The 12,749-nt window shown below is 68.0% G+C and carries 15 protein-coding genes and 1 pseudogene; 7 read left to right on the plus strand and 9 right to left on the minus strand.

All coding sequences use genetic code 11. The annotated features are described in order from the left end of the window. The first annotated feature begins 130 nt into the window (after nucleotides 1-130). The gene (locus tag AB0I18_RS49245) at nucleotides 131-1,666 is read left to right on the plus strand and encodes a PQQ-dependent sugar dehydrogenase (protein ID WP_363112389.1); all 1,536 of its coding nucleotides are present in this window, start codon (nucleotides 131-133) and stop codon (nucleotides 1,664-1,666) included. 865 nt (nucleotides 1,667-2,531) lie between these two features. Here the strand turns inward: AB0I18_RS49245 and AB0I18_RS49250 are convergent. The 5 genes from AB0I18_RS49250 to AB0I18_RS49270 form a co-directional block, all read right to left on the minus strand. Then, the gene (locus tag AB0I18_RS49250; protein ID WP_363112390.1) at nucleotides 2,532-3,008 is read right to left on the minus strand and encodes a hypothetical protein; all 477 of its coding nucleotides are present in this window, start codon (nucleotides 3,006-3,008) and stop codon (nucleotides 2,532-2,534) included. 202 nt (nucleotides 3,009-3,210) lie between these two features. Beyond that, a complete protein-coding gene (locus AB0I18_RS49255; RefSeq protein WP_363112391.1) occupies nucleotides 3,211-3,879 on the minus strand; it encodes a hypothetical protein in 669 nt (222 codons plus the stop codon). A gap of 185 nt (nucleotides 3,880-4,064) precedes the next feature. After that, nucleotides 4,065-4,571, minus strand: coding sequence for a hypothetical protein (locus AB0I18_RS49260; RefSeq protein ID WP_363112392.1), 507 nt, complete (start codon nucleotides 4,569-4,571; stop codon nucleotides 4,065-4,067). Nucleotides 4,572-4,688: 117 nt separating this feature from the next. Beyond that, entirely contained in the window at nucleotides 4,689-5,660 is a 972-nt protein-coding gene (locus AB0I18_RS49265) for an ADP-ribosylation family protein (RefSeq protein WP_363112393.1), read from the minus strand. Between the two features lie 93 nt (nucleotides 5,661-5,753). Beyond that, nucleotides 5,754-6,203 carry a DUF6336 family protein gene (locus AB0I18_RS49270; RefSeq protein WP_363112394.1) on the minus strand — a complete coding sequence of 150 codons (450 nt, stop codon included), beginning with the start codon at nucleotides 6,201-6,203 and terminating at the stop codon, nucleotides 5,754-5,756. 163 nt (nucleotides 6,204-6,366) lie between these two features. Here AB0I18_RS49270 and AB0I18_RS49275 point away from each other — a divergent pair, with 163 nt between their 5' ends. Further along, on the plus strand, nucleotides 6,367-7,209 hold the full coding sequence (locus tag AB0I18_RS49275) for a helix-turn-helix domain-containing protein (RefSeq protein WP_363112395.1): 843 nt from the start codon (nucleotides 6,367-6,369) through the stop codon (nucleotides 7,207-7,209). A gap of 74 nt (nucleotides 7,210-7,283) precedes the next feature. Then, the gene (locus tag AB0I18_RS49280; protein ID WP_363112396.1) at nucleotides 7,284-7,895 is read left to right on the plus strand and encodes a dihydrofolate reductase family protein; all 612 of its coding nucleotides are present in this window, start codon (nucleotides 7,284-7,286) and stop codon (nucleotides 7,893-7,895) included. 56 nt (nucleotides 7,896-7,951) lie between these two features. Here the strand turns inward: AB0I18_RS49280 and AB0I18_RS49285 are convergent, their stop codons facing one another. Together AB0I18_RS49285 and AB0I18_RS49290 are read right to left on the minus strand one after the other, a co-directional pair. Further along, the gene (locus AB0I18_RS49285) at nucleotides 7,952-8,644 is read right to left on the minus strand and encodes a hypothetical protein (RefSeq protein WP_363112397.1); all 693 of its coding nucleotides are present in this window, start codon (nucleotides 8,642-8,644) and stop codon (nucleotides 7,952-7,954) included. A gap of 78 nt (nucleotides 8,645-8,722) precedes the next feature. Then, a complete protein-coding gene (locus AB0I18_RS49290; protein WP_363112398.1) occupies nucleotides 8,723-9,109 on the minus strand; it encodes a hypothetical protein in 387 nt (128 codons plus the stop codon). Nucleotides 9,110-9,279: 170 nt separating this feature from the next. On the opposite strand from AB0I18_RS49290, the gene AB0I18_RS49295 reads away from it, so the two are divergent. The 3 genes from AB0I18_RS49295 (at nucleotide 9,280) to AB0I18_RS49305 (ending at nucleotide 11,460) form a co-directional block, all read left to right on the plus strand. Next, complete coding sequence (locus AB0I18_RS49295; RefSeq protein WP_363112399.1) at nucleotides 9,280-10,056, plus strand: hypothetical protein; 777 nt, start codon at nucleotides 9,280-9,282, stop codon at nucleotides 10,054-10,056. A gap of 470 nt (nucleotides 10,057-10,526) precedes the next feature. Continuing rightward, a complete protein-coding gene (locus AB0I18_RS49300; protein WP_363112400.1) occupies nucleotides 10,527-10,949 on the plus strand; it encodes a hypothetical protein in 423 nt (140 codons plus the stop codon). Nucleotides 10,950-11,064: 115 nt separating this feature from the next. Then, nucleotides 11,065-11,460 (plus strand): hypothetical protein, encoded by a 396-nt coding sequence (locus tag AB0I18_RS49305; RefSeq protein WP_363112401.1) that lies wholly within the window; start codon nucleotides 11,065-11,067, stop codon nucleotides 11,458-11,460. Here the strand turns inward: AB0I18_RS49305 and AB0I18_RS49310 are convergent. Then, nucleotides 11,435-11,749, minus strand: a pseudogene (locus tag AB0I18_RS49310) (DUF5063 domain-containing protein); the annotation flags it as partial. The gene AB0I18_RS49305 and the pseudogene AB0I18_RS49310 sit on opposite strands and share 26 nt — an antisense overlap. 284 nt (nucleotides 11,750-12,033) lie before the next feature. Next, the gene (locus AB0I18_RS49315) at nucleotides 12,034-12,267 is read right to left on the minus strand and encodes a pentapeptide repeat-containing protein (RefSeq protein ID WP_363112402.1); all 234 of its coding nucleotides are present in this window, start codon (nucleotides 12,265-12,267) and stop codon (nucleotides 12,034-12,036) included. Between the two features lie 6 nt (nucleotides 12,268-12,273). Here AB0I18_RS49315 and AB0I18_RS49320 point away from each other — a divergent pair, with 6 nt between their 5' ends. Further along, complete coding sequence (locus tag AB0I18_RS49320; protein WP_363112403.1) at nucleotides 12,274-12,522, plus strand: hypothetical protein; 249 nt, start codon at nucleotides 12,274-12,276, stop codon at nucleotides 12,520-12,522. Nucleotides 12,523-12,749: the final 227 nt, after the last annotated feature.

Raw genomic sequence — 12,749 nt, forward strand, 5'->3', positions numbered from 1 at the left:
TCGAGGCCGCGCCGCAGCGACGGTCGGCGGGTGCGCTCGCGCACCCGCCGGATGAAGCCCGCACTCAATCGACCGTGGAGCCGACTCCTTCCCGCCCGTGGGGCGGCTCTCCCTCGCCCGTGGAGCCGACATGCTGAAACGACGCTGGGCAATACCCCTGCTGATCGCCTCACTGCTGTCCCTCTCGACCCTTCCGGCAGCCTCCGCCTCCCCGCCGGAGCCCCCAAGACCCGCCGACGCCGGCGCGCAGTCGTCCGTACCGCTGCCGGAGATCGCCGCGCACACCACCCAGGTCGCCTCCGGCCTGAAGCGCCCCACCGCCATCGCCGCGCCGGACGACGGCTCGGGCCGGCTGTTCATCACCGAGAAGCGCGGCAGGGTGCGGGTGTACCACCCGGACACCGGCCTCGCGCAGAGTCCGCTCATCGACATCACGGCCGCGGTGGACGAGTCGGGCAACGAGCGCGGGCTGCTCGGCATCACGGCGGCGCCCGACTTCTCGGACAGCAGGGAGGTGTATCTGGCGTACACCGCGCTGCCGGATGGAGCGGTGACCCTGGCCCGGTACGACCTCGATGACGCGAGCCTGGAGGTGCTGCTGTCCCAGGAGCACGCCACGTACAGCAACCACAACGGCGGCCAGCTCGCCTTCGGCCCCGACGGCCACCTGTACTGGAGCATCGGCGACGGCGGCGGTTCCGGAGACCCCTTCGACTCCGGGCAGCGGCTGGACACCCTGCTGGGCAAGATCCTGCGCATCGACGTGAGCCGGAGCTGCGGGGACCTCGCGTACTGCGTGCCCGGGGACAATCCGTTCGCCGGCGTCGCGGGAGCCCGCCCGGAGATCTGGACCTACGGGCTGCGCAACCCCTGGCGGTTCTCCTTCGACCCCGCGGACGGCTCGCTGTGGATCGGCGACGTCGGTCAGGGCAGGTGGGAGGAGATCGACCGGCTGCGCCCCGCGGAGCAGCCCGGGGCGAACCTCGGCTGGTCCTGCCGCGAAGGGCTGGTGGTGTTCGACGAGGCCCAGTGCCAGGGCGGCGCCGAGCTCACCGATCCGGTCTTCACCTACTCACCGCACACCGGCGGCTGCGCGGTCATCGGCGGGCAGGTGTACCGCGGCAAGCAGTTCGCGGACCTGGTCGGGGGCACGTACATCGCCACCGACTACTGCTCGTCCACCGTCTGGGCGCTGCGCGACGACGGCGCGGGCGGCTACCTCCAGGCCGAGATCGGGCGGACGCCGACCCAGGTCACGGCGTTCGGCGCCACGCCGGAGGGGGAGCTCTACGTCGTCAACGACCTGCCCGGTGGACTGCACCGGGTGTCGTTCGAGAGGGTCGCGCCGACCTGCCGGATCACCCAGACCGCGAACGCCTGGGGCGGCGGCCTGACCGCGAACCTCACCTTCACCAACACCGGCACCACACCCGTCTCCGGCTGGAAGCTCGTCTTCCCCCTCGCCCCGGGCCAGACGATCATCTCGGACTGGAACACCGACCTCGTCCAGAACGGCGACATGGTCAGCGCGGCCAACGCCGCGTACAACGGCACGATCGCGCCGGGCGACAGCGTCGAGATCGGCTACCTGGCCAACCACACGGGCGACACCTCGGCCCCTGAGAGATACACCCTCAACGGACACGCCTGCACCATCGGCGACTGACCCCGGGCTCCGTCCGCCGGCCCTGGCTGGATTCCGGAGCCCGCCCACGAGCGGGTTTGCTCCGGAATCCTCCCGACCCGACGCGATCCTCGTACGCTCCTTGTGATGAGTACGCCGGACGCGCACACCATCGCGAGTTTCAGCTCGGACGTCTCAAGGCCGGACATCGAAGAAGCGCGGACCTGCTCCGTTGGCGGACAAGCGTGATCATTACCTTCGCCTCGGGTTGCTGGGGCGGCTGGTGGGGGAGTGGCGTGAACGTTCTGGTCGGGTAGCGGCAGTGGCCGTTGTGTCGAGAGGGTGAAGGTTCCGGCGGGCGGGCATTTCGGCAAAGGGCCGGTCTGCGGGGGCTGTCGGCCGGTCGGCCGGGGAGGAGTCAGGCGCAGCATCCGCCGGATCGTCAGCGTGGGCATGGCCGGGCTCGTGCTGGGGGCGGGGTTCGTGGCCGGCTTTTCGGGTGCGGCTGGGGCGGCGGCGTCGGAGTGCACGGGAGGCGGGGCCGGTTTTGCCGATGTCCCCGGCAGTCTCGGCGGCCGGGGTGTGGCGGGGTGGTGTGGGGGCGCTGGTGATCGACGTTGCCCGCGCTGTCGTCTCGTGCGTGATGCAGAGCGGCAGTGTCGGTGGCAGACGGATGGCGTGGGGCGTTTTGAGCTCTGCAGGAGCCACCAATTGGGGGCTGATGCCCGGCGTCCGGTACGTCGTACAAGTCGAATTCGGACTCCGGCGTACGTGCACGCCTCGCCGCCACCCTATCCGCCGCCTGCTCGCCACGAGCCCGCTACACCTACCCCGGACCGTCAACCTGGGGGCACAGCGGGGATGTCGAACGGGCAGATGAGATCCACCGAGCAGGTGTAGGGGCCAGTCAGGTGCGGTCAGAGCGCCGGCGGGCAAGAGCCGCCATGACCGGGTTGTAGTTGATCTGGCCGCACCACAGGAGGGAGGGGTGGGGTTCGCTGTGGCGCCGGACCGCTTCCGCCAGAGTGCGCCAGCCGACCTGGGGCAGTGGGATGCGGTAGCGGACTCGGGGCAGTTGTGGTGCCAGAGGTTCGTCATCGCGGATCAGCGCACGCAGGACCGGGTCGCGGTCATCGGCCGGGCCGCGGGGGACCACTTCCAGCGATACGGCCTGGGCAGTGTAGTACACGCCGATGCCGGCCACCGATTCCCACGGGATGACCTGCATGGCACGGCCGTTGCGCACCCACAGTCCGGTGTGGTCCGCGGCGATCTTCTGATGCCGCTGCCGCCATGCCGCCACCAGCAGCAGTACGCCGAGCGCGCCAACCCCCACCATGACCACTACCGCCGCGGAGACCCGGCCTGTCACAAGTGCGGCCACTCCCGCGCCCCCCAGGAGAAGTGGGATGACAGCCGCAATCAGCAGGCCCAGCACGGTACGGCGGCCGGCATGGAGCACAGTGGCATGAGCGGATGGAGAAGGCATGACACGGGAGTTTAGGAGGCGTCGCGCCGCGTACGAACGCCAGTCGTGCTGGTCTTGGTGCGCACGGCAGGCGGACAGGAGCCGAAGGATGCGGCCTTTAGCCGAGGAGAGCCGCGATCCTGCGCGCACCGGCCGACGAATTCGTCGTCAGCCGGGCCCACGACCCGTCCCGGAAGGAGATCTTGAAGTCGGACTCGGCCATGCTGAATCGCTTGGTCTCCACGCCGACAATCTCCTGCCGGGGCAACGTCCACAGAACGGCCTCGGATCCCGGAACCTTCTCGCCACCACCCCATGCGAGAAACCGGCTGCCCCGCGCCGTGTCCTCGTAGGACGTGATGCGCACGAGCCCGTCAGGCTCGGTCAGTTCGAGCTCGGTCACCATGCGCCAGGACCGCCGGGAAGGATCGAGCTGCCAGGGCAGCGTGCGAGCCGTCTCGGCCACGCCCGCCCAGATGACGGGGAAGTCGTCGACTTCGTTCTCACGCTCCTCCAACTTCCCCCGCTTGTCGGGCGACGCAGGACTACCGAGGGCGCCGGCGATGATGTACAGCGGCAGCATCAGGAGCGTGGTGACGACCGTATGGACGTGTCGGCCGAGCTTGCCGAAGAACCCCCGCACGGCGAAGGCTCGTCCAGGGGGCCAGCCGGGCAGGTCGGGTTCTATGTCGTTGCGCTCGTGGTCGCGGAAGGAGCGCCGGTTCTCCACCGAGGCGGCGGAACCGCTCGCGAACTCGACCCGGTGGCGCTCCGGTCCCTTGTCCATGACCCTCTTCCTTCCCTGCCACTTTGGCGGGGTCAACTATGCCAAGTGAGGGCATGGCGCCCGCAGAGGCCCTGCCGGAGTTGGGCGGGGACTACGCAGCGGTCTTCGTCGACCGCTCGCGGTGGTGCTTGAGCTGCCTGCGGGCCGCCATGCGATGGCAACGGCCTGTTCGAGCATCTCGGCGGTCACGGGACCGGGCGGTGAGCGGCCGCCTGATCACCTGACACGGCGGGGTTCGTCTCCTGCCACCAGTTCACGAGCTCTGCCCATGACAGGCCGGCGGCGTCGAGAGGCCGGGTGTACGTCAGGCAGTACTGGGCGTTGCGGACGATGTCGAGGCGGTTGTTGACCGCGTCGCGCAGAACGATCTCTGGCTTGGGGCCGTTAGCGGCAAAGATCAGGTTCTTGAACTCTCCGTCGATGCCGGTCATACCCAAGGACGCGAGGATCTGGTCCAGCTCCGGCGCTTCGTACTCGTCGAGGACCTTGCGCGCGACGGCGGCCAGCTCTGGCACTGCCAGCGGCCGCAGCCGATGCATGACGTAGCGGAACTTGCTTTTGAATGCGTCGCCTTCATCCCCTGGCGCCAGTCCCAGACGCACGCACTCGCCTGGGACCTCGTATGACTTCAACTCGGCGACGGCGCTGGCTATGGCGGAACGCAGTGTTTCAGGCTTGACCGCATGTCCCATACCCCGAGGCTAATGGCCCGCACCGACACAGAGCAGTCAGCTCGTGAGGGTCTGCGGGGGAGTGACCGCTGCCCCTTTCTATCTCTGGTCTATCTCTGGCCGGTCTTGGAGAGCCTGCTACGTCGTCTCCAGGACGTTGACCCGCGGCAGGGAACGGTGCCGGTGGTGTGTACCGGCTATCTCCGCCAGCGAGGGGCGGTTCAGCGCGCGGTAGGCCATCACGAGGAGTTCGTTGGCGAGTGTCTCGCGGGCCGGGTCGCCGCCCGAGGCCCAGTGCAGGTCGCGGCCCAGGACCAGGGCTTCCGCCGGATCGCCTGCCGAGCAGCGTTGGCGGGCCTCCTGCAGGCTGGCCTGCAGGGCTGCGGTGTCCTCGAACAGGGCGTACATGTACGTCGCGAACTTGTACTCGTCGGCTTGGTTGTGGGCGGGGCGGTCCAGCGCGGTTTCACCCGTCACGAGGGCGCCAGCGCCGTCCAGCGTGGTGATCCGGTCGAGGTCTACGGGTGGGATGATCGCGTCGTAAGTCGTGGAGTAGGCGATGCCCGCCTCGGGCCGGTCCCCGGTCTCCACGACAGTCAGTGCATCGCGCAGCCGGCCGAGGCGGGACCGTCGCGCGGATGTCTCCTCGTCCTGCACGTCGTCGTCGAGGTCGCGCCAGCAGCGTTCGAGGATCGCGCGCAGCGCTTCCAGTGGTGTCCCCGAAGTCGTGTCGATTCCGCCGCCGTCGTTGTTGTAGTACGAGGCGACTCCACGACAGGTGCGGCCGTCGTCGAACCACAGGCCGTGGTGGAGACCGTCGGAGCCGGCGTGCATGAAGGTCAGGAACTCGGGCGGATCACGGTAGTAGCGGCCGTGCACCCGTACATCGATGCCCTCGCACGGCTGCAGACTGGCGTCGGCGAACACGTCCATGATGCCTGCCGGGGACACGTCCAGGTCACCGAGGGCCTGGTATTCGACCGGGTCGAGGGATCCCAGGAACGTCGAGAACCGGAAGATCGAATCCGGTAGTGCGAATCCCCAGTCCCGCAGGAAGCGCTCCTCGATGTGGGCCCGGCTCGCCGGCCTCTCGGTCTTCTTCCCGCGCATCGCATGCCCCCCGTTTATGGCGTACATATGGCCGCTGTTGGGAAGGCCGAGGCTACCGAACCGATGACACCGCTGGCATGGCGACCTGCGTGTTCAACTCCCGTACAGCCAGCTGTCGTACGCGGCGTTGTCGACCAGGTGGTAGAGCCCGAGCGCGCCGGGGAAGAGCACGAGGGCGAGGACTCCGGCCCGTACGAGAACCGGCGCCATGATGGTGACGCTTTCGTACTGGCCGGTGATCGTGCGCCAGTCGCGCCAGCGTCTGATGTCGCCCGAGCACGCCGTCCAGAACCAGACTCCGACCACGATCCCCATCCCGGCGAGGACCATGGAGAACCCTGCCACCACGGCAAGGAACGTCTCGCGGTCATGGTGGTCGGCGACGAAGAGTGTGACCATAAAGAGCAGGACGACGGCGGCGACACCCTGCACTGCTCCTCGCACCAGGACGCCCTTGAAGCGCAGCCGTGGCAGACGTACGCCATCCTCGTCCGTGGCCCGTTGTGGGGTCGGCACTGCTCCGGTGCGCTGTGTACGCGTCATGGGCGGCAGGTTACCTGGGGGGAGAAAGTCAGCAGGACGAATCTTCCGGCCAGCCGCAATAGCGGCTAGAGATCTTCAATGGCTGAGGTTACCGCGGAGAGGATCGATGGCGGGGTCGGCGACGTCCCTCGCGCACTGAACGGTTGTCGGGCACACTGTGCCGGTGGAATACGTCGGCCGGGTGCCCTGTCCGCCCCTCGACCGGTTCGTCGACGACATCTACTGCCTGACCGGGGTGCCGCGCCACCGCCGGATGAACATCCCGCCGATGCCGTCGGCGCACCTGTTCCTCAACCTGGGCGGGCCCGTCCGCCTGTGGGACTCCGACCCTGTGGTGCCGTCGGCGGTGTTGGCCGATGGGTGGTTCTTGGGCGTATGGACCAGACGTTTCCTCGTCGAGTACCCCGCACGGGTGCGGCTCGTCGGGGTGCACTTCAAGCCGTGGGGGATGTCGCCGTTCCTAGACATGCCGGCGAGTGAGCTGCGGGACCGATGGGTGCCGGTCGACGCCGTCTGGCAACGGTCGGTGGACCGGATTCGCAACCAGGTCGGCGACATCGCGTCGGCGACCGAGACACTGCGGGTGCTGGAAGCGGAGCTGCTGTCGCGGCTTGCCGAGGCGCCGTCGCGCGGTCTCGACCTGGTCCTGCACGCAGGCGGGCGTTTGGAGACGTCCAACGGAACGATCCCGATCGGTGCGCTGACCGCGGGCGCCGGGGTGAGTGGCAACCACCTGGCCGCGCAGTTCAAGGCTCATGTCGGGGTCACCCCGAAGCGGGTGGCGCGGATCTACCGCTTCGCGCGGCTGATCCTGTCCGTGGACGCCCTGCGTCCGGTCGACTGGTCGGAGCTCGCGCACGCGGCAGGCTACTTCGACCGGGCTCATTTCAGCAGGGAGTTCAAAGACTTCACCGGCCACACCCCGACGGAGTACCTGGCCCTGCGGCGCCGATTCCCCGCCGAGCAGGGGTTCCCGCCGGACGCAGGTCCGATGCCCGCTGATTGATTTCTTACATGCCCGGTCGCCTCCCGGGGCGACAGGATCGGGGGTGCACACGCAGGGAGAGTTGAGGAGGACCCGTGGGCACAGTGATCATGCACAACGTGGTGTCGGTGGACGGCTTCATCGCCGACGCCAACGACGACGTCGGGCCACTCCACGAGTGGTATTTCAGCGGGAACACCCCGATCACCGAAGGCGGCGACCAGCAGTACGACCATTCCAGCGTCGGAAGCGGCTTCCAGGTCTCACGTGCATCGGCGGAGTACGTCCGGCCGATGTGGGAGTCGATCGGCACGATCGTGATGGGCCGCCACTTCTTCGACCTGATGAACGGCTGGGAAGGCAACCAGCCCGCCGGCGACCACGTGGTCGTGGTGTCCCATCGGCCCAAGCCCGAGGGCTGGCACCCCGAGGCGTCGTTCCACTTCGTCGACGGCGTGACGGCTGCGATCGACAGGGCCCAGGAACTCGCCGGTGAGCGAGTCGTCGCTGTGAGCGCCGGCGAGGTGGGCGGTCAGATCCTCGCGGCCGGCCTCGTGGACGAGGTGGCCATGGACGTGGTGCCGGTGGTCTTCGGGTCGGGCAAACGCTACTTCGGCAGCATCGACGGCCAGCAGCTGCTGGAGGATCCCCACGTGGTCATCCAGGGCGACCGGGTGCTGCACCTCAGGTTCAAGGTACGCCGCTAGAGATCTTCAATGGCTTAGAGGTCCTAACAAAGGCGCTGTACGTGCCGGACGGAGTCCTACTGGGAGCCGGACGGGGTGGTGTGAATCCCGGCGAGCAGGTCCGCGTAAGCCTCCCACGAAGGATCGGTGCGGTGGGGCCCCTTCTCTCCCGCCACGATGGATTCAGCGCACCCCGTCTCGCCCCTGACTGTGCCCCGGCGGACCACGTCGCCGGTGCGCGCCTCGACAACGGTGACGGTGTAGACGCCCTGGGAGAACTCGACGGACTGACCGCCCACGCCCAAACCGTGCATGCTGTACGCGCAGCTGACCTCCGTGTCCGGCACCGACCCGGCCGGCTCCCTGCACGTCACCAACTGCACCGTGTCCGGGGCTGGTTCATCGTCCGGCCACACCGGATCCTCCGTCTCCGTGCCCTTGGAGGCGTACGCGCTGTTCCCGTTCTCGATCGCCACCCACGGATGTGGCCCGGCCTCCGGCTCGTAAGCGGCCGCGCGCGGGAACGGATCTCCAGTGCGGTCGTCCTCACAGATGCGCGCGAAGTCCCACAGGTTGCGCGGCTTGTCGCCGAGGACGATGTCGTTGACTGGTGGCAGCAGCATCAGCCCCCACGACATCAGGCCGAGCACCGCTGTCGTGCCGACGAGCCGCAGCGTGAACCGACCCAGCCCCGCCGTCCCGTCCCTCAGGACCCGGCGCACGACCACCGCCGCGACCGCCAGCACACCCCCGATGATCAGCCAGGACATACCGGTCCTCCTCCTACCGTCATGGCGAATGTACGGCCGGAGAACGGGACCCCTCCCGGACCGGCAACGTACGTGCAGTCACGCGGCGTTGTCCGGCGTGACGCAGATGAACGGCCAGACGTACTCGGGATCAGTGAACTCGACGCTCACCCGATGCCCGAAGGTGGTCAAAACGCTGGTCACCGCCGAGGTCAGGACAACAGCGGCGTTGTAGACCCGGTCTCTTTCCACGGTCTCCTGGCCGTGGTAGTGGCGCTCATCAGGAATGTGCCAGGCCAACGACACGTACCCGAGCCCTTCGGCCAGGTTCAGAGTGACGCCATTGACGGCGTGATCATTACGGCCTGAATCATCAAGCACATGGACGGGGATGCCCACCTTGATGAGGTCCTCGCGCACCTGCGCAGCCAGCCCAGCGAGGGGGTGACCGTCAAAGCCCCGGAGATCGGGCGGCAACAGAGCCATCTCGAAAGCGTATCCAGATCCCACCCACCATCGCCGAAGTACCGTCAAACCAGTGGCAGTTGGCGTATCCCGCGGGCCGTAGGGGCATACCGGGGCATGACGCGTGAGGCCACAACGGCTGGGGGAGTGGTTCAGGTATGGCAGCTGGGCGGCGGCGCAAAGTGGGTGCGGTGCGGCAGATTGGCGGACGGATCGCCCCGGAGCACCGCAACGGTGTCATGAGCCAGGTCGTCGCATCCCGGTTTCCGTGCCGGGTGTGCGGGTCGGGCAAGCTGCGCGTCACCACGAACGGCCAGGAGTGCGAAGGGTGCCGGCAGACGCGGGAACAGCGGCGCAGACGGCGTACCGTGCTCAGGCGTACGGCCGCGGAACGGCCCGTGTCATGGCTGGTCAAGGAGCGCAGCCGGGAGGCTGGCCTGATGCTCGCGCGCTACGCCGCCTGGCAGGCCCTCGGCCCGGACCCGCTGCCACAGGGGCGCAAGGCCTTGGACCGCCTGCGTGTCCACCTGGATGCGGTGTACGTCCTGGACACGGAGCTCAAGCGCCGCTACTCCGCAGGGACTTCCGCCAGCCCTGTGGGGATCACCGAACGGCAAGCGTCGGCGTTCCGCCGGCGTCTGTTCGCCGACATCGCGGCCGGGCGCCGCAGCGTCGATGAGCTGCTTCAGCCCAACGACCGCCTGGGCGACCAGCAGGCGCTGCTGGACGCTACCCATGCCTTCGCCGTCTTCAGCGCCCAGCATGGACACCGGGTCGCCGCAGCCGCTTTCGAGCACGCGCGGGTGCCGGTCAGCCTGTCCTGGCAGACGGCCGCCGCCCACCCGCCCACCCTGATCCAGGCCACGGTGACGGTCGCGGCCACGCCGACCGCATCGCCCGACCACCTGAAAGAGATCACCGACCTCGACCGCGAAGCCGAAACCGCGGCTGCCCGCCCGCGCGGATAGCGGCTCCACAGGAAAGCGTCGGGCGATCCGAAGCCGCCGCGCAGACCACCTGCGCGCCCTGGGCTCGACTCGCCGCTGAGACTGAGGAGTTCACGTGCCCCGAACCGCCCGTCGCGCCTCCAACACCACGGCAGCCCGCGAGGCCCTGCACCGCGCGCTGCGGCTCCTGGACGACCAGGGCAACCGAACGCGCTTGCCGAGGCCCGGGCGGCGGCCCAGGCGGCGATAGACGCAGTGCCCTACCCATGGCGGCAGCCGCACTGTGCCGAGTACCGGCGCAACGCGAAGGAAGACACCTGCCGCAGCCGCACCTGCACCCGTTGTTCTGCGGTCAGGGCCGGCGACCCCATGCCGGACGACGACTACTGATCAGCACGCCCTCCAGCGAGGCACCCGGGCGAAAGCATCCGTAGTGCGTGAAGTGTGGGATCTGCTGGTGCGCGGTGGCCCATCGTGCGGAACCATGGGGCATGACTGCTGTTGAGTACGTTGCACTCGCCGTTGCACTCGCCGTTGCACTCGCCGGCGCGCTCGGCATCGGGGCCTACGCCGAGCTTCTCCGTCGACGGCGCCGTGAGCGTGCACGCGACGAGGCAGACCGTGGCCACGGCAACGACGAGTACCGGTATGGATACAGACGCCGCTACATGGCGCGTCTCGCGTACTGGACGAGTCGGGACCAGGCCCGTCTCATGTGGGCCGTCTGGGGCTGGTCGGTGTACGTGCTGGTATTCATCTCGCGAGTCGAATTGCGTCGCGCATCCGAGGGATGGCAGGTACACGGTTCCCTGGGGCCTGCGGCGGTTCCGGATCTGATTACCGGAGTCGCAGCCATCACCACGGCGGCCGGTGTCTTCGTTGGCGGCGTGCTTAGACGTCATCTCATTTGGTGAGTCTGCGGTAGCAGATGAGGGTGGCATTTCCACCCTGAGATCTGTCAGGTACCCGCCCGGCAACGCCCCCTGGTAGGCATGAGACATGTCAAACAGAGCCAGGAAGGGAACCACCATGAGGAACAAGCTCCGCAACCTGCTGGCCGTGGCCGCCGTCGCCGCCGCGACCGGCACCACCGGGCTCACGGGCGCGACCGGCGCCTCCGCCGCCGCTCAGGCGGACTGGGCTGGCTGCCCGGACGGCAACGTCTGCATCTACGCCGAGGGCCGCTACAGCAACATCGGCGCCGGCGACGTCACCAACAAGTACTTCCGCTACGGCACCTACAACCTGTCGAACCAGGTCAACCAGCACTGGGTCCTGAACAACCAGAACGGCCCGTTCGAGGACGCGTACGTGAAGCTGTGCACCGGTTACAACGGCACCGGCGACTGCAGCAAAGTGCTGGGTCCCGGCTACGGGGAGTACCTGAACCTGACTCCGATCAACTCGATCGTCCTGTACCGGTAATTCCCAGCGGTCCCGCGATCTCCTCCGCCGTCACCCGGCCCGCCTCGAACTCCAGCGTCTCGTCTCCCATGGCCTGGTCGGTGTCGAGGCCGTCCAGTTCTTCCAGGGGCAGGTTCAGGCGGACATGGGCGACCACCGACTGCAAGGCCCTGAGCGTCGCCGAGGCCGTGGAACCTCAGTTGGAGAAGTAGGAGAACTGCCACCACCACAGGGCCTCGGTGGTGCGGCCGGCACGGTAGTGGGCCATGCCGTGGCGCAGGTCGGCAATGACGTCGGCGAGGTCGTCGGACCGTTGAGTCTTCTCTTCAGGTCCAGCGGACGCTCGCGCCGGGAACATCCGCAGAAGCGCGCTGGTTACAGGAAGCGTGGTTGTGAAGGGAGAGTGTCCCCGGACCTCACCTATTGCCCATGAGGACGATCGTTCGGCTGAAGCCTCATGGAGCGTTCCGCCGCGTAGGCGACCGCCCTTCACGACCACGCTCTTCGTCGCAGCTGCCGCCCGGGACCCGTCCCGGGCGACAGCTGTTGCGCGTGGCGCTGGGAATCGACTGGACGCCGGACGAAGTCGACAGGTCAGCCGATCGCTTGCCAGGCAGGAGGCAGGATCACCACGGTGGGCAGCGGCGACCCACTCGCTGGAATCAGACCGGTTGGTGCTGAACCCATCGCGCCAGAGAAGTCGACCGCGCCGCCGGAGAACACCGCGCCCAGGAAGTCGACCGCGCCCGAGAAGACTGCCCCTTCGAAGTGGATGGTGCCGCCGGAGAACACTGCTCCGCTGGAGTTGACTGCGCTGCCGTAGAACATCGCCCCGTGGAAGTGGACCGCGCCGCCGGAGAACACTGCTCCGCCGAGGTCTCCTCCGTCGAAGGCGACGTTTGGGAAGTCGAATTTGTGGCCCTGCCAGGAGTGTTGGTGATCGTGGGGCAGTCGGAGATGATCGCGGATGAGCCGGATGGTGGTGTGCCGGACTTCCCGCAGGGCCAGGTAGGTGCGCTGGGCTGTTGTATCACCCGCTACCTCAGCTTCGGTGGTGTAAGTGGGCGGTTCGTGAGTCTATGAGTGGTTCTGGTGTCGCCTGATGGTGTGGGCGAAGCCGGAACGTTCCGGTCCGGTGCCGGTGGCCTGCTGGGATCGGTGGGATGAGTGAACGCAAGCCGTACCAGAGCGACTTGACGGATGAGCAGTGGGCGTTGATCGGTGCGGCCTGAAAGCTCCTGGCCGCCAGTGAACTCGAAAGGAGGAATACGAGTTCCCCGCCAAGTGGTCAATATGGTGGGTCCCTTAGC

Origin of the sequence: Streptomyces sp. NPDC050704 (assembly GCF_040654355.1) — a bacterium.
GTDB lineage: Bacteria > Actinomycetota > Actinomycetes > Streptomycetales > Streptomycetaceae > Streptomyces.

What these genes read in the sequence shown, in the direction of transcription:
- AB0I18_RS49245 (WP_363112389.1), top strand. Translation starts at nt 131, where the DNA reads ATGCTGAAACGACGCTGGGCAATACCCCTGCTGATCGCCTCACTGCTG.
- AB0I18_RS49255 (WP_363112391.1), bottom strand. Translation starts at nt 3,879, where the DNA reads ATGGACAAGGGACCGGAGCGCCACCGGGTCGAGTTCGCGAGCGGTTCC.
- AB0I18_RS49260 (WP_363112392.1), bottom strand. Translation starts at nt 4,571, where the DNA reads ATGGGACATGCGGTCAAGCCTGAAACACTGCGTTCCGCCATAGCCAGC.
- AB0I18_RS49265 (WP_363112393.1), bottom strand. Translation starts at nt 5,660, where the DNA reads ATGCGCGGGAAGAAGACCGAGAGGCCGGCGAGCCGGGCCCACATCGAG.
- AB0I18_RS49270 (WP_363112394.1), bottom strand. Translation starts at nt 6,203, where the DNA reads ATGACGCGTACACAGCGCACCGGAGCAGTGCCGACCCCACAACGGGCC.
- AB0I18_RS49285 (WP_363112397.1), bottom strand. Translation starts at nt 8,644, where the DNA reads ATGTCCTGGCTGATCATCGGGGGTGTGCTGGCGGTCGCGGCGGTGGTC.
- AB0I18_RS49290 (WP_363112398.1), bottom strand. Translation starts at nt 9,109, where the DNA reads ATGGCTCTGTTGCCGCCCGATCTCCGGGGCTTTGACGGTCACCCCCTC.
- AB0I18_RS49300 (WP_363112400.1), top strand. Translation starts at nt 10,527, where the DNA reads ATGACTGCTGTTGAGTACGTTGCACTCGCCGTTGCACTCGCCGTTGCA.
- AB0I18_RS49305 (WP_363112401.1), top strand. Translation starts at nt 11,065, where the DNA reads ATGAGGAACAAGCTCCGCAACCTGCTGGCCGTGGCCGCCGTCGCCGCC.
- AB0I18_RS49315 (WP_363112402.1), bottom strand. Translation starts at nt 12,267, where the DNA reads ATGTTCTACGGCAGCGCAGTCAACTCCAGCGGAGCAGTGTTCTCCGGC.